Below are 23,359 nucleotides of genomic sequence, written 5' to 3'. Positions count from 1 at the left end.
AATGTGGATCGTTCGCCGCAAGCGCACCACGCAATGTCAGTGGTCATCATTAGGCTGAACGCATGATCGAATTTGACGGCGCACAACGCGCGGTGCTCGCTGGTGACCCTGGCAGGCATGCGCGGGTGCTCGGTGCGCCAGGCAGCGGCAAAAGCACGCTCGTCGTTGAGATGTTTGCGCGTGCCTGTGACCTGCCAGGCTGGGCTGAGGGCGACGTCCTTGCGATTGCCTCCGGGCGGCGGCCTGCCACTACGCTGCGTGGCGCCATTGAAGACCGCGCTGGGCGCGCGCTCGGTGGCACGCCAGTGCGTACGCTTACCTCATTCGCGTTCGGTGTGCTTGCCGCTGCGGCTGCGAGCGGTGGGGAAGCCGAGCCGCGACTCCTGACCGGTACGGTGCAAGACGAATTGATTACGGCACTCATCGATGAGCAGCTTGAAGTCGCACTGCGTGCGCGTGCAGGTGCGGGTGCGGGCGACGAAGACGACGCGGGTGAATCGCTTGGCAACGTGGAGGGGCTGACCGCTGAGGTGCTTCGCAGTCCGGCGTTCCGTGCCGAACTCCGAGAGTTCTGGCGTGCAATCGATGACTTTGACCTAGACGTGCGCGAGCTACTCGCGCGGGTGACCGCGCTGCGTGGTGTCGCTGCGGCATCGGCACAATCTGACGCGCCAGACGACCAGCTGCTGAGCCGCTGGTGCGAAGCGCTGTTGATTGTCGAGGCCGTTGAAGCTCGCGTGCACGCTGAGCGCCCGGGTGAGTACAGCGCGAGCGGGCTGCTGCGCGCTGCGGCAGCGAGCGTGCGAGCGGGTGCGGTGAAGGTGCCGCGCTTGCTGCTCGTTGACGACGCCCAAGAGATCGGCGAGGGGCAGCTTGCCTTGCTCGCAGCTTGCGCTGCAGCAGGGGCGAGTATTTGGGCGTTCGGTGACCCTGACGTGACCACAGAAACCTTCCACGGCGAGCGGTCGCGAGTACTGGCCGATCTCAGCGGTGAGTTGCGGCGCCGCGGCGTGCGAGCTGAGCCTGAGCAGACCTGGGCGCTCGAATACGCCTACCGCGGGGGCCCGCAGCTGCGTGGCTTTACCCAGAGCCTTGCTGCTCGTATTGGCGCAGCAGGTGCTGGTCAGCAGCGTGCGGCGACGGTGAAGCAGGGCAGCAAGGGTGAACGCATCGAGTTCGTGCGTGCCGGGTCGACGTCCGAACAGCTTGGCATGATCGCACACCGCATGCGCGCGAACCGGCTCGGCCTTGACCGTGAGACCCCGCTTGAATGGGAGCAGATGGCGGTGATCTGCCGATCGCGCTCCGAGGCTTCGCGCATCGCCCGTGGTCTCGCCGGGCATCAGGTGCCAACGGGCACGCTTGCCGGCGGCATTGTGTTGCGCGAGCACCGCATCGTGCTCGACCTCATCCGTCTGCTGCAGCACTCGCTCGGCATCGCGCCACTTGACGCGTCAGGTGTGCTGCAGCTGCTGAGCGGCCCGATCGGCGGGCTCGACCCTGTCGCGGTGCGTCGTCTGCGTGGTTCACTCATGATGCAGGAGCGCCGCGTGGCCCGCGCTGAAGACCGCGATCCGGTGGCGACTGAGCAGCTCATCCTTGAGGCCTTCCTCGTGCCAGGCGTTGAGCCGTCGATCGACAGCAAGCAGGGGCGTGCGCTGCGTAGACTCGGCAAGATCGCCGACGCCGCGAACACCATCGTCGCCGCTGAAGGCACCCCGCGTGAGACGCTCTGGGCGCTCTGGCAGGGGACACGGCTGGCTGAAGCCTGGCAGGAGGAGGCATTGCGTGGCCGCGGCGCTCGCGCAGATGAGGCGAACCGTTCGCTCGACGCGGTGCTTGGCCTCTTCTTCGCACTGCAGCGACATGAAGAGCAGGTGAGTGAGCAGCCGATCCACGCACTGCTTGCAGAGCTTGCAGAGAGCGCGGTTCCCGAGGATTCGCTTGCTCGTAGTGGTGAGCGATCAGCGGTGACGGTGACGACGCCGCAGGGTGCGGTCGGCCGCGAGTTCGCACTCGTGGCCATTGTTGGTCTGCAGGACGGTGCGTGGCCGAACACTCGCTCGCGCGGATCGATTCTCGGCACAGTGGCGCTCGAACGCTGGCTGCGTGGCGGCCCAGCGGTTCCACCGAGTCGCAAAGACACGATTCATGACGAGCTTCGCCTTCTGCACCAGGCGAGCTCGCGCGCGCAGCAAGAACTGCTCGTGGTGTCGGTGAGTGACACCGATCAGCATCCGAGCGCGTTCTTCGGGTTTGGCCATGACTTCGCGGTTGATCCGCTGCCGAGCTCCAGACTCACCTTACGAGGGGCAACCGCGGCCATGCGGCGCCGGCTCACGACTGACCCAGCTGACACGTCCGCTCGAGACTCGCTCGTGCAGCTCGCGCGGGCAGATGTCGCTGGCGCGGCACCCGAGAGCTGGTACGGCGTACTTCCGGTGAGTACCGAAGCTTCCCTCTTTACGAACGAGAACGGTGAGCGGGAGATCGCGGTTGGTCCGTCTCAGCTTGAATCGGTTGAAGGCTGTGCGCTCGACTGGGTCGTCGGCGCGCTTGGCGGTGGTACCGGCAACATCCAGGCGAGCCTTGGCACGCTCGTACACCACGCCTTTGAGAACGCCGTGACTGCCGACCCAGAAGCCCTCATGGCAGACATTCGGCGCGAGTGGCGCAAACTGCCCTTCGACGCTGAGTGGGAATCGACACGTACGCTCGCGACCGCCGAACACATGGTCGAGGGGCTCGGCGTGTACCTGCGCGAGTTTGACGCATCAGATCGCCAGCTCATCGGTCGTGAGTCAGGCTTCCATGTGCAGGTAGGAGATGTCACCCTGCGCGGCAAGGCTGACCGGCTTGAAGGACTCGTGAAAGCCGACGGCCTGGAGATCACCGTGCTTGACCTGAAAACCGGAGCAACGGTGCCTTCCAAGCCCGCGACGGAACAGCACCTGCAGCTGCAGGCGTACCAACTCGGTGTCGAGTACGGCGCCTTCGACGGCGTAACGAGCGAGCACGCTGAGACAGGGGAGATTACCTCGGGAGGTGCCCGTCTGCTGTACGTTCACCCGAACGCCGCGAAGGGCAAGGGGTACGTCGAGCGTGTACAGGCGCCGCTCGATGCAGAGACGCGCGACGCACTGCTCGAGCGCATCGAGACCGCAGGCGACACCATGGCCGCAGGTAGCTTTACCGCTCGCGTCGAGCACCATTGCACCGATCCGCATCAGTTCGGCAACTGCCGAATCCACATCATCCAGGCGGTGAGCCACGCATGAACGAGGTCCCCATGCAAAACGCCCCAGTGTTCTCAGCCACTCGCATCGCAGAGTTGCTCACCGAGCCTGGCGCAACGCCGCTCACCCCCACGCATGAGCAGCGCGCCGTCATCGAGCACGAGCTCGAGGGCACCGCACTCGTCATCGCCGGTGCAGGCAGCGGCAAGACCGAGACGATGGCAAACCGCGTTGTCTGGCTCGTTGCGAATGGTGCGATTGACCCAGACCGTATTCTCGGCCTCACGTTTACCCGGAAGGCCGCGGGTGAGCTGCGCGAGCGTATCTCAGGTCGTCTGCACACCTTTGTTGAACGCCTCGTCGACAACGCCGAGCAGGGACTCCTGACTGAGCCAGAGAGGTTACGCGCGGCAGAGCTCGTCACCCTCCTCGAAGATGGACTCGACCTGCCAGAGGTGAGCACCTACAACGCCTTCGCGTCCGGCGTGCTGCAGGAGTTCGGCGCGGCAGCGGGCATCGCCCCCGGCGCGACGGTCATTGATGAGGCCACCGCCTGGCGTGTGGCTCGCGAGGTCATCCTCGCGAGCCATGACCGTGAACTCCTCACGACTGACATGCGTACCCCCGAACTGATCCGCCACACGATGGCCATCGATCACGCGGTCGCAGATAACCTCACGTCGTTCGAACGGACACGTCAAATCATCACCGAGTTCTCCCGGGTGCTCGACCTGCCGTACAACGAGAAAGACACCGTCGGTGGCCCCGACTGCAAAAACTACGCGCCTGTGCGTGACGCGGTCGCAAACGTGGCTGACACCCCGCTGCTTGCGCGTCTCGCTGAGGCATTTGCAGAAGAAAAGCAGCGCCGTGGTCTCATTGAGTTCTCCGATCAGCTCGCACTGGCATCACGCACCCTCGAATTCGTTCCCGAGGCGGGCGCCGTGCTGCGTCGCCGCTACGGCGTCGTACTGCTCGACGAGGTGCAAGATACTTCAGTCGGTCAGACCCGGCTGCTCTCGCGCATCTTCTCGGGTGTCCCCGTCATGGCGGTGGGCGATCCGCACCAATCGATCTACGGTTGGCGCGGCGCCTCAGCTGAGGGCCTGCAATCATTCCACGCTGACTTCGCGGCGCGCGGCACCGGGAAGTCCCAGTCCGCAGCAACACTCACGCTCTCGACGAGCTGGCGAAACCCGGTGACCGTGCTCGACGCAGCCAACGTCATCGCGGCACCGCTCGCGGCGGCCTCTGAGATTGACGTGCCGAAGCTCGCGCCACGCCCCGGCGCGAAGGACGGCGTCGTCGACTGGCGATTCCCGGAGACCCTGCACGAGGAGCAAGACGCGCTCGCCGCATGGATGGCAGCGGAGCGCGCGGCACACATTCGTGAGAAGAACGAGCTGCCGACCGCGGCGGTTGTCTTCCGTAATCGCCGCCACATGGCACCGTTCTCGGCAGCCCTCACCGCGGCTGGTGTGCCGAACATCATCGTCGGCCTCGGCGGGTTGCTCAGCACGCCAGAGATCACCGACGTCGTAAGCACACTGCGTTGCGTGTGGTACGCCGACGCCGGGGGCGACCTTATTCGGCTGCTCGCCGGGCCGCGCTTCCGTCTCGGTGTCGCAGATATCGCCGGCCTGAAAGATGCAGCGCGCTGGTTCGCGCGACGCGACGAAACCCAGCAGGAATTCTCACCCGAAGACATCGCGGCAGACAGCGTGCTGCCCGATCCTGACCGCGACTTCACGCTCATCGATGCGCTCGACCAGATCGCGGCGATCCGCGACCCGATGCGCGGTGGCCGGAAACACGCGTCCCTCAAAACCATCAGCGACGTCGGTGTTGAGCGACTCCGCGAGGCCGGATGGATGCTCGCGAACCTGCGCCAGCGCGTTGGCGGCGACGTCATCGAGCTGATCCAGGCAACAGTGAACGCGCTGCGACTCGACATCGAGCTCGAAGCCCATGAGGGGCGCGACCACGCTGGCGGCGCTGCTGCACTCGCAAATCTTGACGTCTTCATTGATCTCGTTGAAGGTCACCTGGCGGTCGACAGCCGTGGAACGCTCGCATCGCTGCTTGAATGGATTGAACGTGCGGTCGAAGCCGATGAAATTGAAGAGCACGTGTCTGCCCCAGCTCCTGGCACCGTTCAGCTCATCACCGCTCACGGTTCGAAGGGACTCGAATGGGACCTCGTGGCGATTCCACGCATGGTCGATGGTGAATTCCCGAGTACCCCGCGCCGCGGCGTTGGCTGGCTGAGGAAGGGGCAGCTGCCAGACGAGCTACGCGGCGACGCCGCAGCGCGACCACAGCTCAACTGGCGCATTGCGACTAACCAGAAAGAGCTCAAAGAACGCATCGCAGAGTACGTCACCGAGTCGAAAGGCCGCTTCGCAGAAGAGGAGCGCAGGCTCGGTTACGTTGCCATCACTCGCGCAGCACAGAAGTTGCTGTTGACCGGCAGCTTCTGGGGTGGCCAATCACGCGCCCGTGTACCTTCGCTGTTCATGCTCGAACTGCAGGAACACGGTGTGATCACTGGGCTCCCCGAATCCTCGGAACATGAGGAAGACCCGAGCGAAGCGCAAGAGCTCACCATGCAGTGGCCGCTCGATCCGCTCGGCCGTCGTGCTGATGTGGTGCTGGCGGCAGCTGCGACGCTCAGCGCTCGCATCGCTGAGGAGCCAGACGAGGCTGATCTCGACATTGATAGCACCGTGCGCCTGCTGCTCGCCGAACGAGCGGCCCAGGGCGACGATGCTGCAGTCGTGAAAACGCTGCCCGGTCGAATTACTGCGTCGACCTTCCACGAGTTCGTCGAAGATCCCGAAGCTGCAGAGCGGAGCCGCCTGCGGCCGATCCCGCAGCGGCCGTTCCGCCGCACACGCATCGGCAATCGGTTCCACGAGTGGGTGGAGCGCCGAGCGACGACCGCACACGGCACGAGCCTCGCACTGTTCGATCTCGAACCAGACACTGAAATTGATGCGGCCGCCGAAGGGTTTGACGCATTCGTCGAAGAGGCTGAACTGCAGCCGCTCATCGAATCGTTCGAGGCGTCACGCTGGGCAGATCTGCAGCCGATCTCAGTTGAACAACAGGTGGCGCTGCCCTTTGCCGGCCGCACCCTCGTCTGCAAGCTCGACGCCGTGTACGAGTTGCCGCCACGCGAGGGTGAAGAAGCGCCCCGTTTCGAGGTGATCGACTGGAAGGCAGGCCGTTCACCGCAGACAGCGAAAGAGCGCGAGACACGCTTCTTCCAGCTCGACCTGTACCGTCACGCCTACGCTCAGTGGGCAGGCGTGTCACCCGAGCGGATCGACGTATCGCTGTTCTACGTCGCAGAGGGCGTCGAACTCCGAGGAGACCAGGTGCGCACACTGCCAGAACTTGAAGAGATCTGGCTGGCGGCTGCTGAACGGGTTAGCGACCCTCAGACTGCGGAGCGCTCGGAGACCGCGGAGGAAGATCGTCGTCTGAGATGACATCGGTCACAAAGTCTGACGAGTCGACAAGCTCGGCTGACCCACCCGACTTACCGGTGTCGGCGCCGTCGGCGTGCGATGCCTCAGCGGTACGTGGCTGCGCTGCGTGCGCGAGATCGTCGTCGCCGTACGCCTCGGTCACCTGCTCGTCAGCGTGCTCTGCGGCCGCCGGGGCCTCAGCAGCCGCTGTCTCCTCGGTAGCCGCAGTCGTCGCTGAGGCTGTAGCCGCCGTGAGCGGCTCGATGAAGTCGGTGTCGTTGCTGAACATGCGGTCCTCGTCGAGGGCTTCATAAGCTGCAGTGTCTGACATGTGATCGTTGACCTCGGGAGTCTGCTCGAGGAGATCGAGTGCCTCTTCCGCGTTGAGTGGAGCACGCGTCGCCGTCGCGGGCGCGAGCAGGCTCAGCGCATCAACAAAGCGGTCGAGCATGCTCACCGCGTCATCAACAACTTCGCGGTCGTGATGCTCCACACCGTGCAGCAGCCACTTCGCGATCTCAAGCTCGTGGTAGAGACGGCTCCGTGCAGTGAGTGCGTCAGCATTGCCGGTATCGACGAGTCCCAGGTACGCGTCAAGAACAGCGCCGAACGTGCCCTGCGAGGCACCGTGCAGCCATGCGAGGTCAGCGGCGGGGTCGCCGATGCCAAACTCCGACCAACCGAGCATGCCGAGAATCTCATCGTCCTCGACGAGCAGCGCCTCGGCATTGAGTGAGCCATGCGTCACGACCGGAGTAAAGTCCCACAGCTCAGCGTTCTCGATGACCTCGAGCCACCGCCGGTGCACTGTCTCTGGAAGGAAACGGGTCGCGTCAGCGCGATCCACGATTCGGGTAGCGAGCAGGCGCAAATCGTTCGCGGTGCGCACGGGGAGACCGCCCTGCTGCACGACCGTGCGGGGGAGCGCATGGATTGCTGCGGTTGCCGCTGCGATTGGGGCAACGAGCAGTGAATCCGCCGCGAGTGCCGAGGGATCGATCCGCCCACCAATGAGGAAAGTTGACACCACCGCGCGTGACTCGCCGGTGCGCGTCATTCCACGTCCTTCTGGGACGGCGAAGGGGAGCTGTGCCCGTGCACCCTCGGTGAGTGCCGAGAACGCGAGCAGGCTCGCTGCCTGGGCGACCTCGGCCGAGTGGTTCCGCGGCACGCTGACAAGAAGTTCTTCGTGTGCGGTGGTGAGCACCGCTGAACGGAAGTCCTGCCCTGACGGATTGTACGGGCGCACTGCAAGCGGCTCGAGATCCGGTACCGCGGAGGTCGCGAGCGCGGCTAGGGTGAGAGGGGTGCTGGACATGACCTTAGGGTAAGCAACCAGGGCGGTCGGTTCCACGCGCCACGCGCACGAGTGGCGAGAGCAATATCTGGGGAGGATGCGATGAGCGCACGCGAAACGAATGAGACGGGCGGAGTCCCGCTCGGAGCGGGGTACCTTGACCGCGATTCGGCGATCCGCACCCAGCCCGCCGCGCTCGACGCTGCGTGGGTGAGCGAGACCGCACGCATGCTTGAACTGCGGGCAGGCCAGATTCCGCTGCGCCGTGAGGCCGCTGATGTCTCACACCTCGTACTCGAACCAACGACCGGTGAGCGGCCCGAAGAGGTTGTCTTCATCGGTCGCATGGCTGGCGCCGCGATCTTCGCGCGCGAGCTGCCAGCTGTGGCGGGCGCGGATCAGGCCGAGCCCATTGCCCCAGACGTCGAATGGGCGCATCCCTTCGCGCGCGGCACCGAGCTGCCCGCGGCCGAGCGTGAGATTGTGACGATCGCAGCCGCGCTGCTGAACTGGCATCGCGCCGCCGGCTTCTCGCCCCAGGATGGCACCCCCACGACCATCGCCGACGGTGGCTGGTCGCGTCGCGACGCGAATGGTGCAGAGCTGTTTCCGCGCATGGACCCAGCAGTGATCGTGATCGTCGAACACGACAACAAGCTCCTGCTCGGCTCGAATGCGCTCTGGGAATCTGGGCGATTCTCGCTCCTCGCCGGATACATCGATGCGGGCGAAACCGCCGAGCACGCCGTCGAACGTGAAATGCGCGAGGAAGCCGGCGCACGCGTCACCGACATCACCTATGTCGCTTCGCAGCCGTGGCCGTTCCCGCGCTCGCTGATGCTGGGGTTCCGTGCGAAATTGGCGGCGGATCAGTCACCCACCGATCTGGTCGCGGATCCGGCAGAGATTTCTGAGCTGCGCTGGTTCACCCGTGACGAGCTTCGTCACCCGCCGGTCGGCGTCAAACTGCCCGGTGCGCTGTCGATCGCGGGTTGGCTCGTACAGCTGTGGCTCGAAGAGGGCGACGAGTGAGTCGCGCAGTCTCGGGCGCTGAGGCGGTGCTTGCCGGGCTCGACCCTGATCAGCGAGCCATCGCTGAGACACTTTCTGGGCCCGTTGCGGTGCGCGCGGGTGCCGGCACTGGTAAGACGCGTGCGATTACGCACCGCATTGCGTACGGCGTGCGCACCGGCGTGTATGCGCCGGAGCGCGTGCTCGCTGTCACCTTCACTCGGAAGGCTGCCGGTGAGCTGCAGGGGCGCTTGCGCGACCTCGGCGCTGATGGTGTCAAGGCGCGCACGTTCCACGGTGCTGCGCTCGCGCAGTTGAGCTTTTTCTGGCCGCAAGTGGTTGGCGGCGATGCACCTCAAATTCTCAACGGCAAGGTGCCCGTGCTTGCTCAGGCAGCCGAGTCACTCGGCATGCGTTTGAGCACCGACACCCTGCGTGACGTGGCGTTCGAGATCGAGTGGCGCAAGGTATCGCGACTCCACCTCGACACCTACGCGGCGAAGATCGGGGAGCGGCCGGCACTGAACGGCCTCACCCCAGAGACGCTCGTCGACATGCACGCGAAGTATGGCCAGATTCTTGAAGAGCGTCGCCAGATCGACTTCGAGGACGTGCTCGTGCTGCTTTCTGGCATGCTCGAGGTAGAGCCGCGCGTCGCAATGCAGGTGCGCGAGCAGTACCGCTTCTTCACCGTCGACGAGTTTCAAGACGTTTCGCCGCTGCAGTATGAGTTGCTCAAGCTGTGGCTTGGCAACCGTAATGACCTTTGCGTCGTCGGTGATGCGAGCCAGACCATTTACTCGTTCGCTGGTGCTTCGAGTGACTACCTGCTGGGCTTCGGCAGCGACTTCCGCAATGCGCGCGAATTCAGGCTCGAACGCAACTACCGTTCGACCGCTCCAATCGTTGCCGCCGCGAACCGACTGATGAAGCAACGCCCGGGCGCCCTGCAGCTGCGCCCCATGCGCGGCGCACCAGAGACGCCGGCCGGCACCGAAACGCTTGAAGCAACTGAAGCGCAGGTGTTCGCACCCGGCTTCGAATGGTTCTCGACCGACCTGGACGAAGCACAGGCGGTCGCAGCCTCGGTGGCCGCCGCGATCCGCGCCGGCACCGCGCCCTCAGACATCGCCGTCCTTGCGCGAACGAATGCGCAGCTCGTCCGAATCGAAGAAGCGCTCGCGAAGCAGGGCGCCCAGTCGCAGGTACGTGGCGGCCAGCGGTTCTTCGATCGCGCAGATGTGAAGCGCGCAGTGCTCCTGCTGCGTGGTGAAGCCAAGACTGGCGACTCACGGCCGCTCTTCCAAGTCGTCAGTGACGCGTTGCGCGCTGGCGGCTGGACCGCGCAGCCACCCGAGGGTGCTGCCGAGCGCGAGAGCTGGGAAGCCCTGAACGCGCTGCTCGGTCTCGTTGACGAGATGCCAGCTGGCACGACAATCCGCGAGTTTGCTGACGAGCTTGTCGCGCGTCAGCGCTCACAGCACGAGCCGAAGGTAGAGGCGGTCACGCTGTCTGCCGTCCACGCGGCTAAGGGCCTGGAATGGTCACTTGTGCACGTGGTCGGGTTGAGTGAGGGCATGTTCCCAATCAACTATGCGCAGGATGACGCCGCGATCGAAGAGGAACGCCGCCTCTGCTACGTCGCCCTCACCCGAGCGCGAGACCGGCTCTTCCTCTCTGGCTCGCGCCAGTCAGGGGCTGCACCCTCACGCTTTATTGCGGAGGCAGGCATTTAGGCACTCATGCCGCCTGACGTTCGGCAACCGCGCACCCGCACTCGGGATGCGCGGTGATGGTCTCCCATTGCATCCCGCTGACGCGCACCCGCGCAGCCGCCTGTTCTGGCTCACCTTCGTCCCCACCGCCTGTACCGACACCGTTCACTTCGAGTACCAACTGCCTCCGGTGTACCCATTCTTCGCCATGGCGCCACGCCTGAATGAACGGCACAGCGTGCGCGATCGCGATACGGGTCAACGCCTGGGTCTCTGAGGCCGGTGTTGTATCGACGAGCTGCGCTGCTAAGCGCGGGAGGAGCGGATCATCGTCGACAAGCGCGAGCGCCTCGCACGTGTGGCACGGCCGCCCTTCGCAGGCGACGAGCGGACCGATGCGGATCGCGGTATCGGTGTACCGCATGAGTAAATGCGGTGTGCCGCTGAGGAGCCATCGGTGCGTCCACTCGAGGGGTTCTAAATAGCGGATCACCCGCAGCACCAAGTCGGGGCGGGAAGTGATCCGCGTAAAGGCGAATGCGCCGCACGCATCGAGCGACCGCGCCAGGCCAACAACGTTGCGGCCGTTGTCTGCGATGAATGTGCGCAACGCAGGAGTGCCGACGCGATCGAGCGCTGGTGCGGGCGGGACGTGCCTGCTGAGATACCGGGGGAGCACCGGAGCGAGACTGCGGGCTCCGTCATCTCTCGCACCCGCCATGCGGATCGCCTCGGCCACGGCGGTGTGCGGGTCATGCGCATCTGAAATGCCTGCGCAGAGCAGCTCAATCACGCGCTTCGCTGCGGCTGACAGGGGACCGAGTCGCGCGGTCACCCGGTCGAAACCCAGGCGCAGCACATCTGGAGATTCCCAGCAGAGCGGCACAGCATCAAGCTTCCAGACGGCACGGGCGGCGCTGCCTGAGCGGGCGGTGCGGGAAGAAAATGGGCCAGGGACAACGTTCATCGTTCGAGTCATAGTTGGCATTGTGAACGCAGCGGGGTCCCGCCAAATTGTTATCCACAACTGGCGGGACCCCGCTGTATCCCTGCGAAACGACTACGCGTTGGGCTGGTCGTTGCCCTCTGCAGCGCCGTCGGAATCGTCCTCGTCACGCTTGAGCGGCGGCAGATCGCCACTCAGCAGACGCGCAAGATCAGCGTCGAACGAGTCAATCTCCGGTTCAGCATCGGTGAGACCGAGGCGGACAAGCAGCGCCTGTGGATCGTCAACCTCGTCCCCGGTCGGCAAGAGATCAGGGTGTGACCAGAGGCCGTCACGGATGGCAGCATCGCTGTGCTCCTCCACGAGACGCCACATCGCGGCAGCCTCACGCATGCGGCGGGGGCGCAGTTCCAAACCAGCGAGAGCGGAGAATGCGCGTTCGGCGGGACCACCTGCAGCACGTCGGCGACGCACCATTTCAGCAATCGCGTTCGCGCCGGGGAGGCGCTTCGTTGCCTGCTCAGTGACGACGTCAACCCAGCCGTCGATCAGCGCGAGCGTGGTCTCTAGGCGAGCGTGTGCTGCCTCCTGCTCAGGAGTCTTCGGCGGGATGAGGGCGCCGCTTGTGAGCAACGCTTGGAATTCCTCGGTCTGCGACGGATCGAAGTCGCGCGCGAGCTCTTCCATACGCTCAGTGTCGATGCGGATCTCACGGGCGTAATCGGTGATGGCCGTGAGCAGGCTCAAGCGAAGCCACTTGGTGTGGCGGAAGAGGCGTGCGTGCGCGAGCTCGCGCACCGCGAGGTACAGCGTGACCGCCTCGAGATCCTGGTCAAGACCGTCAGCGAAGGCAGCGACGCCAGAGGGCAGCAGCGCACCGCCTTCCTTACCTGCGCCGGAGAACAGCGGGATGCCGACATCGCCAGCAGAGACGACCTCGCCAGAGATGCGGCCAACGATGGAGCCAAGCTGCATCGCGAAGAGGGCGCCACCGACGTTGCGCAGCATCGGGCCAGCCTGCGACAAAATGCCTGCGCGCATTTCCTCTGGCACCTGGCTTTCGAGCGCACCAAGCAGTGCATCAGAGATCGACTCTGCGACGGGCTCGGCCAGGCTGATCCAAGTGTCGATCGTCTGCTGTACCCACTCGATCCGCGAAACGGTGCGGGGTGCGTCCTGCGTCGTGCCGAGCGTCGTTACCTCGTCGAGCCAGAGCGACGCGACGGGGAATGCACGCTCAGCCGGTGCCGGATCCGCCGCCTGAGTGCCACCAGCAGCCTCGATCGCTGACTTTCGTGCGAGCGACCAATCGACGCCATCGGCGCTGTTATTCATTGCGCCGCGGAGCGTCTCAAACATTTTCTTCAGCGCGGCAGGGTCACCAGGCAGTCCAGCAGCGCCAGCGAATTTCTCCGGGTCAAAGCCGCCCTCTGGCATTCCCTGACCTGACAGCATGTCGCGCAGCATGCGCTGCAGTTCCTCGAAGTCGTCGTTCGAGCCAGACCGGTCGAAATCGTCTGCTCCCATGGCATCCTCCTTCAAGAGTGAATGGAATTAACGCTACGGCAACAGGCTCGGTTTCGCCTGCTAGATTGGCCTCCGTCGCCGGGATTCCGTTGCGCCGACTGCGAACAGCCGGTCTGAAGCGCGGATCACAGGGGCAACGCTATTTCCGAAACGGAACACTGCGAGGAGCGGAATGAACCAGGAAACCACTGCGGTAAAGCGGTCTTGGAAGAAGCCGAGCGGGACGACGATTGCCACGATGGTGATTGTGGTCTTGATGCTCGTCGGATTCATCCCCTCGGGATTCGCGGTGGAACGCCCGGGTCCGGTGGTGAACGTGCTGGGTGAGATTGAGCTTGAAACTGGCGCAGTTGATGTCATTGAATCGACAGACGATGGTGGTTTCGATACCCCTGGAACGCTCAATCTCCTCACCGTCTCGCTCATTGGCACCCCGGAGCGCAGCGCAAGCCTCTTCGAGATCATCCCAACGTTCTTCGATGAGACCCAGGATCGGTTGCCGATCGAGGAGGTCTACCCTGACAACATCACCGGCGACGAACGCAAGGAGCTGAGCGCCGCAATGATGGAATCTTCGCAGTCAACCGCGCTCATCGCGGCGTACGCTGCCCTCGGCGAGGAGATCACCGCCGAGCTTCGGGTACACGATGTAGCCAAGGGAGAAGCCTCGGAAGGGGTGCTGCAAGCCGATGACGTGCTCGTCACCGCTGCCGGCGCACCGATCACGAGCCTCGACGAGTTCCGAGCGTTGCTCACACAACGCGGCGCGGGAAATCCCATCGAAATTGGCATCCGCCGTGACGGCAAGATGCGGACCGTCACCATCACCCCGGAACAGCCAGCTGATGCTGAAGCGCCGCGCATCGGTGTGACGCTTACGCAGTACGCGGACATTCCGGACACCGTGAAGATCCACCTCGAAGATATTGGCGGCCCGAGCGCCGGTCTCGTATTCGCACTTGGCGTAATTGACCGGCTCACTGAGGAACAGCTCTTTGACGGACTCAACGTGAGCGGAACCGGCACCATGAGCGCGGACGGCACCGTCGGTGCGATTGGCGGCCTCAAGCAGAAGATGTGGGCGGCGGATCGCGCAGGCACCGACCTCTTCCTCATGCCACTCGAGAACTGCGGTCAGGTCCCCGAAAACGTGCCGTCAGGTCTCACCGTCGCGCCGGTCGGGACGCTCGATGAGGCACTCAGCGTGGTGCAGGAATATCAGAACGGAACGAAGCCAGCCGGACTCGAACTGTGTAAAGCCAGGTAACTCGCCAGCTCGGACAGGTAGGGTGGTAGAAACCTTGCCCGCGGTGTAATGAACACCGGCGACGAGAAAGCGTGTAATGGCAGACGTGACCGACCCGATTGTTACTGAACCCGCCCAAACGAGGAAGTTTTCACCACTCGCGATTACTGTCGTGCTCGTGGTGGCTCTCGTGATTGCCTTTTTGGCTGTAGCGGCGGTATTCACCGAAGTTCTATGGTTCCGCCAGGTGGATTACCTGCCGGTATTTGCAACCCAGTGGATTGCGGCGGCGGTGATGTTTGTGATCGGCTTCCTGGGAATGGCCATCCCGGTGTTCCTGTCGATCGATATTGCATACCGTAAGCGTCCCGTCTACGCGCGCTTGACGGCACAGCTCGACCGCTATCAGGAGGCGTTTGAGCCGATCCGCCGCGTCGTGAAGTGGGGTCTGCCAGCGGTCATCGGTCTGTTTGCGGCCACGGCTGCGGCGTCGAGCTGGCAGAAGGTCATGCTCTGGATGAACAGTTCGCCCACGGGCACCACTGATCCCCAGTTCAACCTTGATATCTCGTTCTACCTGTTTGCGCTGCCGCTGTGGCAGTCGGTGCTCTCGTTTGCCTCGGCAGTGGTACTGATCTCCCTCATCGCAGGCGTCGCAACGAGCTTCCTCTACGGTGGCGTCTCGATCTCGGCACGTGAGTTCCGAGTCTCGAAGGCGACGCGTATTCAGGCGGCCATCCTCATCTTCCTCTTCTTGCTGATCCTTGGTGGCAGCCTCTGGCTCGGCCAGTACAGCACGCTGACCGAGAGCACATCCATCGGCACCGGTGCGATGTACGCGGGAGCCAATGCCGTGATTCCCGGCAAGCAGATTCTCGCTGGCATCGCGGCAATCGTTGCAATCCTCTTCCTGGTGACCGCGTTTACCGGCAAGTGGCGTCTGCCCGTAATCGGCACCTCGCTCTTCGTTGTGTCGGCACTGGTCGTCGGCGTTGGCTACCCCTGGACCATCCAGCAGTTCCGCGTCACCCCCGATGAGAAGAGCCTCGAGTCTGAGTACATCGAGCGCAACATCGAAGCAACACGTGCGGCATACGGTCTCGACAAGGTCAAGATCGAACGTTATGACGCAGAAACCGATGCTGAGCCAGGCGCACTCCGCGACGATGCCGTCGCAACGGCAAACATTCGCATCATGGACCCCGAGAAGATCGCTCGTACGTTCTCGCAGCTCGAGCAGAGCAAGCAGTACTACAAGTTCCCCGAGAGCCTGAACGTCGACCGTTACGTGCTCGATGGCAAGGTGGAAGACACCATCTCTGCGGTTCGCGACATTGATATCTCCGGGCAGACCGGCTGGTACAACCGCACCCTCGTATACACGCACGGCTATGGCCTCGTCGCGGCCTACGGTAACCAGCGTTCGTCCGGTGGCGAACCCGTCTTCCTCGAGAGCGGAATTCCCAGCACGGGTCGTCTCGGCGAGTTCGAGCCCCGTGTGTACTTCGGCATGAACTCGCCTGAATACTCGGTCGTGGGTGGCGAACGGAAGAAGGCGATCGAGCTCGATTACCCCGCGGACTCCGATGTTGAGTCCACCGCTGAGGAGTCGGCCAAGGGTGAGCCGAGCGAGAAGACCGATGACGTCGAGAAGGCCGCAGACGCGGAAGAAACGAAGGCTGACGATAGTCGCCCGAACTTCACGACGTTCTCGGGCGATGGTGGCCCGGTCCTGAGCAATGTCCTCACCAAGATGATCTACGCGCTCAAGTTCCAGGACGTCGAGCTGCTGCTGTCGGGTGATGTTGCAGAGGGCTCGCAGGTGCTCTACGACCGCAACCCGCTCGAGCGCGTGCAGAAGGTTGCACCGTACCTGACGCTCGACGAGTCGCCCTACGCTTCGGTGGTCGACGGACGCATCGTCTGGATCATCGACGGCTACACGACTTCGGCAAACTACCCGTACTCGCAGATGAACGATATGAACTCGCTCATCGCCGATGCGGACACGGCGCGTACCTCGCCGTTGCCGAAGAACCTCAACTACATTCGAAACTCGGTCAAGGCGACGGTTGACGCGTACGACGGATCTGTCACGCTGTATGCCTGGGACGAAACCGATCCCATCCTGAAGGCCTGGCAGTCGATCTACCCTGACTCCTTCACCCCGGTATCGGAGATGAGCGGCGACCTGCTCAGCCACGTCCGTTACCCGACGGACATGTTCAAGGTGCAGCGCGAGGTACTGAGCAAGTACCACGTCACTGATGCTGGCGCGTTCTACTCGAAGGAAGACGCTTGGCGTACGCCGAACGATCCCGTCGCATCGAAGACGACCGACGGCACCCAGGAAGTGGCGCAGCCGCCGTACTACCTCACGCTGTCTGCCGGTAAGGACGCAGAGCCGAACTACTCGATCTACTCGACGTATGTTCCTGATGCGACCGGTAAGAACGCGCGCGACATTCTCACGGGCTATCTCGCCGCGAACTCGAACGCTGGTTCGAAGGACGGCGTGATCTCAGACGATTACGGCACGCTGAAGCTACTGACCCTGCCAAAGGGCAACACGATTGCTGGCCCTGGTCAGATGCAGAACAACTTCAACACTGACCCGAAGGTGTCGACGGAGCTGAACCTGCTGCGTCAGGGTGGCACGCAGGTCGTCAGTGGCAACCTGCTGACGCTGCCTGTCGGTGGTGGCTTGCTGTACGTCCAGCCTGTCTACATTGAGGCGTCATCTGGTACGCAGTTCCCGCTGCTCCAGAAGGTGCTCGTTTCGTTCGGTGATGACATCGCCTTCGAAGACACGCTTGATGCCGCACTTGACGAGCTGTTCGGTGGTAACTCGGGCGTCTCTGCCGGTGACAGCAATGTCGCTGGCGGCGGCACCGACGACTCCGAAGCTGGCGCTGAAGACGGCACCGACGGTGAGCAGACGCCGACCGTGCAGACCACGAAGGAGATCCTGAAGCAGATGCAGCAGGCAATCGACGAGCGCGATGCTGCAATGAAGAAGGGTGACTGGACCGCCTACGGCAAGGCAGACGAGAAGCTGCGCGCGGCGCTTGAAGCCGCAATCGCTGCTGAGTAGTCGCCGCGTCGCATACACAGAGGGAGGGCCCGGAGCAGATGCTCCGGGCCCTCCCTCTGTGTATGCCCAGGCTGAGTGGACACCATGTCTTGCTGAGCGGTTACGGCTAGAACCCGACTGGGATCGGTCGCGATCCGCGCACCCGCTCGAAATCCCACGCGAACGACAGCAATGAAGCGTCCGAGTATGCAGCTCCCGCGAAGGTCACTCCGACGGGCATGCCGGTGGAATGCATCGTGCCCATCGCAGTGGTCACCGTGGGGATCCCGAGATGGCGAATGACGAGATTGCCATTCGAATAGTGGGTGCCATTGCGCCAGGCAAGATCGGCCGCAGCTTCGTCCGTGTCAGCTGACGCGGGGCCAACGTCTGCATTCGCGGGGAAGACAACGGCATCGAAGCCTTCGCGCACGAGCCAGTCCTCGAGGAGTTCCTTCCGCAGCGCCTCGATGCGAGGCAGCGCCTCCGCGAAACCGGGAGTTGCCGATGCCGCGAGTGCGGGGCCATCTGGCGCGGTTGCACCGGGGAGCGCGTGCGCGATCTCGAGGATCTCATCGTACCGATTGAGGTTGTCAGGCACCTCGGGGTAGCGATCAGGCAAGGCGCCCTCGGGGAGCGGGAAGATGGTGGTCGGATCGACCTGCGCAAGGCGATTGATGCGTGGATCGTCGTTGGCTCGTAGGAATCCGTCCCAAGCCGCGGTGACTAAGGTTGTGTATTCGTGGGCCATCCAGCCTGCGGGAAGATCCGCGAATTCATCGGTACGATCGTGGCCGATGCTCGTGCCCTCGTAGATGTCAACGAGTGGGAAGTCGGTCTCGATGACGGTGGCTCCGGCTGCCTCGAGGGTGTTTCGAGTGACTTCCCAGAGCGCGAGTACATCTGGGTGGACTTCGAGCGGCACCGTTGTGTCCTTGCCAAGGAATCGCTTGGGGGCGGCGAAACGCTTGCCAGCGAGGGCGCCAGGCTGCGCGAGCTCACGGTAATCAGCGGGGGCGTGTGCGCGTGGGGCTGGAAGCGTGACCGCCTGCTGATCGCGCCAGAAATCACCGCGGGTGATCGGGTCCTCCTGTACGAGCACGTTGAGAATTGCGAGCATGTCGGCCACGGTCTTTGTGTGGGGAGCGACGACGTCGCGGGTGGGGAATAGCGGCCAGTTTCCGCGCAGTGACAGCACACCGCGCGAGGGGGTGTACGCAACGATGCCGTTGTTCGACGCGGGGCTGCGGCCAGAGGACACCGTCTCTTCGCCCATGCCAAACTGGCAGAGCGAAGCGGCAACGGCAACCGCTGATCCGTTTGACGATCCGGAACCGTATGCTGCAGCGAGGTAGTCAGTGTTGAAGGGGCTCTCTGCGCGGCCATAGACACCGCGCTGCATGCCGCCGTCAGCCATCGGGGGCATGTTGGTCTTCCCAATGAGGACAGCGCCTGCGCCTCGGAGCTGTTCAACGGTGAACGCGTCCCAGTGCGCAACGAGATGAGCGAAGGCGGGGGAGCCGGACGCGACGGTGAGGCCTTGCACCATGTAGGAGTCTTTCACCGTGAAGGGAATGCCTTCGAGCGGGCGGGGAGCGCCGAGGGAGAATCGGCGATCCGATTCGGCTGCCTCTGCCTCGGCGTCAGGGTTCATGACGACGATCGCATTGAGTTCTGGGTGTGCGGCAATGCGTTCGAGGTGTGCGGCAAGCAGCTCAGTTGCCGTGACGGTGCCCGCGCGAAGGTGCTCGGTGAGCTCGGCAATTGAGGTCGTTGGAGTGATGGGAATCACCATTGTCTCCCTTGAGAAAAATCGTCAATCTGTTTTGACTGAAAATTCAGTCAGTGTTACTGTATCGCTGAACGACGACGTTTTCAAAGGAGAACACATGGGCAAGGCACTGACGCCTGGCAGCGAGGCCGGCACGGCCACGCAAGTGATCGACCAATTTGGTCGAGTAGAGCGCGCGGGCGTTGATTATGTCCCGACCGCTGAACGTACCTCAACGCCTGGCAACCTCTTCCGAGTCTTTCTCGGCGGTAACCTGGCGCTCTCGGTTGTCATCTTCGGATGGCTCCCGATCACCTTCGGACTGAACTTTTGGCAGGCACTCGCGTCGAGCGCGGTCGGTCTGACGATCGGCCTCATCCTCATGGTGCCAATGAACCTGCTCGGCAGTCGCACTGGAACAAACAACCCTGTCTCGAGCGGTGCACACTTCGGTATGCGCGGTCGCCTGCTCGGCTCGTTCCTCACGCTGCTGTTCGCGATCGCCTACGCGGCAATTGCCGTGTGGACCTCGGGCGAAGCGCTCGTCGCCGGCGCACACCGTCTCTTCGCGACGCCGCAGAATGACACCGCGTTCATTATTGGCTATGCGGTCATCGCGATCGAGGTCGTCCTCATCGCGCTGTACGGCCACGGCACGATTGTTGCACTGCAGAAGTTCATCATTCCAGTCGCGGGAATCTTGCTCATCGTCGGCCTGTTTGCATTTGCGCCCGGCTTCGACGCGACACGAAGCACAGGGGAGTACCTACTCGGTGACTTCTGGCCGACCTGGCTCTTCGCCGTCACGATCTCAATTGGCGGGCCGCTCTCGTACGCGCCCTCCGTCGGCGACTACACTCGCCGCATCAACCCGAAGCGCTTCACTGATCGCCAGATCGTCTTCGCAGCGAGTGCTGGCATCTTTGCTGGGCTCTTTGCCACGGCGGCGTTTGGTGCGTTCACCGCGAGCACATTCGAGACGCTGTCGCCCTCGTACGTTGCGGACCTCGTCGCGTTCTCGCCCACCTGGTTCCTCATCCCGCTGCTGGTGCTCGCGATCATGGGCGGCTTTGGCCAGGGAGTCATCAATATCTACGCGAGCGGGCTCGACCTCGAGTCGATCATCCCGCGCCTGAATCGCACCCAGACGACACTCATCACCTCGGGTATCGCCATTGTTGTCATGTACCTCGGCGTGATCGCGACCGATGCGATTTCTTCGATCACGGCAATGACCGTCGTGCTCAATTCGATCGCGGGACCGTGGGTCGTCATGAACGGCGTTGGCTTCCTCGTGGCACGCAAGGGTCGCTACGACCCGGTGGCACTCCAGCGGTTCGGCGTACCCGGCGAACGTTACTGGTTCTTCCACGGCTGGAACCTGCGCTCAGTTGTACCGCTCATCATCGGTTCGATCGCGGGTATCCTCACGGTGCAAAATGACCTCTACGCGGCGCCCTTTGCGAACATTGCTGGCGGTATCGACATCAGTCTCCCGCTTTCGATGCTCGTTGGCGGCGGGTTGTACTTGCTTGCGCTTCGGATCTGGCCCGAGACTGGAGTCAACGACGGAGTACCTGCGCACACCGAGTGATGGGCGCGGATCGAGACACGGAGATACACATGGCTGAAAATGACGCTCGCGACCGCATCCTTGCTGCAACCAGACAGGAGATCGCGGATAGCGGAGTGCGCGGGCTGCGCGTGCAGCACGTCGCGAAGCGTGCGGGCGTCTCGCTCGGCCTCGTGTACTACCACTTCGATGATCGCGCCGGCCTGCTGAATGCCACCATCGATTCGGTGAACGAGGCGGTGCGCGAGCGCGGTCCCGTTGCCGATGCAACGTTGCCCCCAGCAGAAGCCGTCATTGAAATGCTTGTTGCCGAATTTGGAGATGCAGACGGCACACGCGAGGACTCGGTGGTGTGGAACGAGATCCGCGCCATCGCCGTGTTCGAAACCGAACTGCAGGCTGCCCTTGGCCGCACGACGCTTGCGTGGGAGGGGCGGATCGCCGATCCGCTCGCCCAGGCAGGTGTCCCCGCGGCCGCGCTTGCCGAAACTGCGACCCTGCTCACGAGCCTCGTCGAGGGCCTGTCCAGCCGCTGGCTGTCAGGCCAGATCGACACCGAAACTGCACTGCGCTTGATGCGCACGAGCGCCGCCGCGATCATTGCGGCCGCGCGCACCTAACTACGAACACCATTTGAAAGGACCAGCATCATGGCCCAGAACTCACCCCAGTGGCACATGCCTAGCGAGACCGATCCGCACGAGCGCGTATTCATGGCGTTCCCGCCGCGCGGTGAATCGTTCGGCACGACCGATGACGACACCGCAATTGCCCGCGAGGCGTGGACCGCAGTGGCGCACGCAACCGCTGATTTCGTGCCGGTGACCATGGTGGTTGACCCGGCGGATCGCGCTGACGCGCAGCGACTCCTCTCAGCTTCGATTGAGCTTGTGGAGGCACCGCTCGATGATGCCTGGATGCGCGACATCGGACCGACCTTTGTCCGGGGGTCAGCGGGTCAGCTTGGCGCGGTGGACTGGAAATTCAACGGCTGGGGCCAGCAGGAGTGGGCCGTATGGGATAACGACCAGCACATTGGCAAGTTCGTGGCTGAGCTTGCCGGAGCTGAACTCGTCGACTCGGCGCTCGTGAACGAGGGCGGCGGCATCCACGTCGATGGCCGCGGCACGGTGCTGCTCACCGATACCGTGCAGCTCGACCGTTTCCGCAACCCGGGTTGGTCACGCGAAGCGATTGAAGAAGAGTTCCGCCGCACACTCGGCATCGAGCGAGCGATTTGGTTCCCGCGTGGCCTCTACCGTGACTCGCAGCGCTTTGGCACCCGCGGTCACATTGACATCGTTGCCACCATGCCTGACGAGCACACGCTTCTTGTGCACCGTCAGCACGATCCCGCGCACCCCGACTTCCACCTCGGAGCCGTGTACGACGCCGTCATCGAGGGCTCCACAGCGATCGACGGCAAGCCGTGGAACGTCATCGAGCTTCCCGCGCCGGAGCGCGTGCGTGACGAAGAGGGCTGGACGGATTACTCGTACGTCAACCATCTCGTCACCAACGGTGCGGTCATCGCCTGCACCTTCGACGACCCTAACGACGAGGTTGCGCTGGCTGGTCTTGCGAAGGCGTACCCCGGCCGCGAAATTGTTGGTGTCGACGCGCGCAACATCTTCGCGTACGGCGGCGGCATCCACTGCATCACGCAGCACCAGCCGAAGTTCTAAGGCGCGCACCCGCTGTTACCGCCAACCCAGCGAAACTGGCCCGTTCCCCCGCAAAGGACAGTTTCAGCGCGTTGCAACGGGTCATCTCGGCAGGAACACCCTGTGTCGGTGAGGTGACTCGGGGGAGGGCCCGGCTCTGACAGCGTTGCTCACATACAACAGGTGGGTGTCGATCTGAATACAGATCGACACCCACCTGTTGTGTTCCGAGCGCCGCGCTCGCGGCGCGTTGTACAAAGGCGGAAGCCCCTGGTCAAGTGATGATCACTTGACCAGGGGCTTCCTCAATAGTTGCGGGAGCAGGATTTGAACCTACGACCTCCGGGTTATGAGCCCGGCGAGCTACCGAACTGCTCCATCCCGCGGCACATCTATTAGCGTACTGGGGGTTCGCGATGATTACCTAAACGAGTGGTTGCCTTGGGCGCGTCACGGTGCGTTCGCGCGAGTGGGGCGTGGTGTCGGTGGACCAGCAGCGCGACCCCTTTCGCGGTTTGGTCTTTGCTGCGATAGTTGGCAGAACAAGGCAAGGAGCTCTCGTGTGAAGCAGAATCCAATTGATCCGCGGAATGCAATCTCGGAGGATGACAATCCGAATTACCGAGTCTACTTCTGGTTGTCGGAGACGGCAGTCGATGAGTGGCATCTGACCGAGGTGGAAAACGTGCTTGAGGTAATCGCTTGGGCGGATGACCGTGGCTGGCCGTATCAGCTCTTCGTTGAGTGGCCGCACCATGCGGGACAGGTGCTGATCTCGCTGCTCTATGAGAAGAAGTAGCTGCCGGAACGGCAAAGTATCCAGGCGC

General features: G+C 63.4%; 14 protein-coding genes and 1 tRNA gene. 10 read left to right on the top strand and 5 right to left on the bottom strand.

Annotation, left to right across the window (positions count from 1 at the left end):
* Positions 1 to 62: 62 nt before the first annotated feature.
* Both ICM05_RS11380 and ICM05_RS11375 read left to right on the top strand, forming a co-directional pair.
* Positions 63 to 3,278 (top strand): UrvD/REP family ATP-dependent DNA helicase, encoded by a 3,216-nt coding sequence (locus tag ICM05_RS11380; protein WP_188024746.1) that lies wholly within the window; start codon positions 63 to 65, stop codon positions 3,276 to 3,278.
* Between the two features lie 11 nt (positions 3,279 to 3,289).
* The gene (locus ICM05_RS11375; protein ID WP_251364648.1) at positions 3,290 to 6,730 is read left to right on the top strand and encodes an ATP-dependent DNA helicase; all 3,441 of its coding nucleotides are present in this window, start codon (positions 3,290 to 3,292) and stop codon (positions 6,728 to 6,730) included.
* On the opposite strand, the gene ICM05_RS11370 is transcribed toward ICM05_RS11375, so the two are convergent.
* Positions 6,669 to 8,027 carry a phosphotransferase gene (locus tag ICM05_RS11370; protein WP_188024744.1) on the bottom strand — a complete coding sequence of 453 codons (1,359 nt, stop codon included), beginning with the start codon at positions 8,025 to 8,027 and terminating at the stop codon, positions 6,669 to 6,671. The genes ICM05_RS11375 and ICM05_RS11370 overlap by 62 nt on opposite strands.
* An 81-nt stretch (positions 8,028 to 8,108) precedes the next feature.
* Between ICM05_RS11370 and nudC the strand changes: the two genes are divergently transcribed.
* Both nudC and ICM05_RS11360 read left to right on the top strand, forming a co-directional pair.
* Positions 8,109 to 9,038 carry an NAD(+) diphosphatase gene (gene nudC, locus ICM05_RS11365; RefSeq protein ID WP_188024743.1) on the top strand — a complete coding sequence of 310 codons (930 nt, stop codon included), beginning with the start codon at positions 8,109 to 8,111 and terminating at the stop codon, positions 9,036 to 9,038.
* The gene (locus tag ICM05_RS11360; protein ID WP_188024742.1) at positions 9,035 to 10,753 is read left to right on the top strand and encodes an ATP-dependent helicase; all 1,719 of its coding nucleotides are present in this window, start codon (positions 9,035 to 9,037) and stop codon (positions 10,751 to 10,753) included. The genes nudC and ICM05_RS11360 overlap by 4 nt, the downstream gene beginning before the upstream one ends.
* A gap of 4 nt (positions 10,754 to 10,757) precedes the next feature.
* Here the strand turns inward: ICM05_RS11360 and ICM05_RS11355 are convergent, their stop codons facing one another.
* Entirely contained in the window at positions 10,758 to 11,711 is a 954-nt protein-coding gene (locus ICM05_RS11355; protein WP_188024741.1) for a hypothetical protein, read from the bottom strand.
* 81 nt (positions 11,712 to 11,792) lie between these two features.
* Positions 11,793 to 13,205: a zinc-dependent metalloprotease gene (locus tag ICM05_RS11350; RefSeq protein ID WP_188024740.1), complete on the bottom strand. Its 1,413-nt coding sequence runs from the start codon at positions 13,203 to 13,205 to the stop codon at positions 11,793 to 11,795.
* A gap of 172 nt (positions 13,206 to 13,377) precedes the next feature.
* Here ICM05_RS11350 and ICM05_RS11345 point away from each other — a divergent pair, with 172 nt between their 5' ends.
* Positions 13,378 to 14,472: a PDZ domain-containing protein gene (locus tag ICM05_RS11345; RefSeq protein ID WP_188024739.1), complete on the top strand. Its 1,095-nt coding sequence runs from the start codon at positions 13,378 to 13,380 to the stop codon at positions 14,470 to 14,472.
* Between the two features lie 76 nt (positions 14,473 to 14,548).
* Entirely contained in the window at positions 14,549 to 17,545 is a 2,997-nt protein-coding gene (locus ICM05_RS11340; RefSeq protein ID WP_188024738.1) for a UPF0182 family protein, read from the top strand.
* Positions 17,546 to 17,651: 106 nt separating this feature from the next.
* On the opposite strand, the gene ICM05_RS11335 is transcribed toward ICM05_RS11340, so the two are convergent.
* Positions 17,652 to 19,319: an amidase gene (locus ICM05_RS11335; protein WP_188024737.1), complete on the bottom strand. Its 1,668-nt coding sequence runs from the start codon at positions 19,317 to 19,319 to the stop codon at positions 17,652 to 17,654.
* Between the two features lie 94 nt (positions 19,320 to 19,413).
* Here ICM05_RS11335 and ICM05_RS11330 point away from each other — a divergent pair, with 94 nt between their 5' ends.
* The 3 genes from ICM05_RS11330 to ICM05_RS11320 are packed head-to-tail and all read left to right on the top strand — an operon-like array spanning position 19,414 to position 22,553.
* Complete coding sequence (locus ICM05_RS11330; RefSeq protein ID WP_188024736.1) at positions 19,414 to 20,889, top strand: cytosine permease; 1,476 nt, start codon at positions 19,414 to 19,416, stop codon at positions 20,887 to 20,889.
* 29 nt (positions 20,890 to 20,918) lie between these two features.
* The gene (locus ICM05_RS11325; RefSeq protein ID WP_188024735.1) at positions 20,919 to 21,488 is read left to right on the top strand and encodes a TetR/AcrR family transcriptional regulator; all 570 of its coding nucleotides are present in this window, start codon (positions 20,919 to 20,921) and stop codon (positions 21,486 to 21,488) included.
* A gap of 30 nt (positions 21,489 to 21,518) precedes the next feature.
* The gene (locus ICM05_RS11320; RefSeq protein ID WP_251364647.1) at positions 21,519 to 22,553 is read left to right on the top strand and encodes an agmatine/peptidylarginine deiminase; all 1,035 of its coding nucleotides are present in this window, start codon (positions 21,519 to 21,521) and stop codon (positions 22,551 to 22,553) included.
* 291 nt (positions 22,554 to 22,844) lie between these two features.
* Here ICM05_RS11320 and ICM05_RS11315 read toward each other — a convergent pair.
* Positions 22,845 to 22,918, bottom strand: a tRNA-Met gene (locus tag ICM05_RS11315).
* Positions 22,919 to 23,094: 176 nt separating this feature from the next.
* On the opposite strand from ICM05_RS11315, the gene ICM05_RS11310 reads away from it, so the two are divergent.
* Positions 23,095 to 23,331 carry a hypothetical protein gene (locus ICM05_RS11310; RefSeq protein ID WP_188024734.1) on the top strand — a complete coding sequence of 79 codons (237 nt, stop codon included), beginning with the start codon at positions 23,095 to 23,097 and terminating at the stop codon, positions 23,329 to 23,331.
* Positions 23,332 to 23,359: the final 28 nt, after the last annotated feature.

This window comes from Leucobacter sp. cx-42 (genome assembly GCF_014529985.1).
Classification (GTDB): Bacteria; Actinomycetota; Actinomycetes; order Actinomycetales; family Microbacteriaceae; genus Leucobacter.
This window is presented reverse-complemented; position numbering and strand designations above follow the sequence as displayed.

Coding starts and splice junctions, on each gene's coding strand:
- ICM05_RS11320 (WP_251364647.1), top strand. CDS start 21,519: ATGGCCCAGAACTCACCCCAGTGGCACATGCCTAGCGAGACCGATCCG.
- ICM05_RS11380 (WP_188024746.1), top strand. CDS start 63: ATGATCGAATTTGACGGCGCACAACGCGCGGTGCTCGCTGGTGACCCT.
- ICM05_RS11330 (WP_188024736.1), top strand. CDS start 19,414: ATGGGCAAGGCACTGACGCCTGGCAGCGAGGCCGGCACGGCCACGCAA.
- ICM05_RS11335 (WP_188024737.1), bottom strand. CDS start 19,319: ATGGTGATTCCCATCACTCCAACGACCTCAATTGCCGAGCTCACCGAG.
- ICM05_RS11325 (WP_188024735.1), top strand. CDS start 20,919: ATGGCTGAAAATGACGCTCGCGACCGCATCCTTGCTGCAACCAGACAG.
- ICM05_RS11375 (WP_251364648.1), top strand. CDS start 3,290: ATGCAAAACGCCCCAGTGTTCTCAGCCACTCGCATCGCAGAGTTGCTC.
- ICM05_RS11345 (WP_188024739.1), top strand. CDS start 13,378: ATGAACCAGGAAACCACTGCGGTAAAGCGGTCTTGGAAGAAGCCGAGC.
- nudC (WP_188024743.1), top strand. CDS start 8,109: ATGAGCGCACGCGAAACGAATGAGACGGGCGGAGTCCCGCTCGGAGCG.
- ICM05_RS11350 (WP_188024740.1), bottom strand. CDS start 13,205: ATGGGAGCAGACGATTTCGACCGGTCTGGCTCGAACGACGACTTCGAG.
- ICM05_RS11370 (WP_188024744.1), bottom strand. CDS start 8,027: ATGTCCAGCACCCCTCTCACCCTAGCCGCGCTCGCGACCTCCGCGGTA.
- ICM05_RS11355 (WP_188024741.1), bottom strand. CDS start 11,711: ATGACTCGAACGATGAACGTTGTCCCTGGCCCATTTTCTTCCCGCACC.
- ICM05_RS11340 (WP_188024738.1), top strand. CDS start 14,549: ATGGCAGACGTGACCGACCCGATTGTTACTGAACCCGCCCAAACGAGG.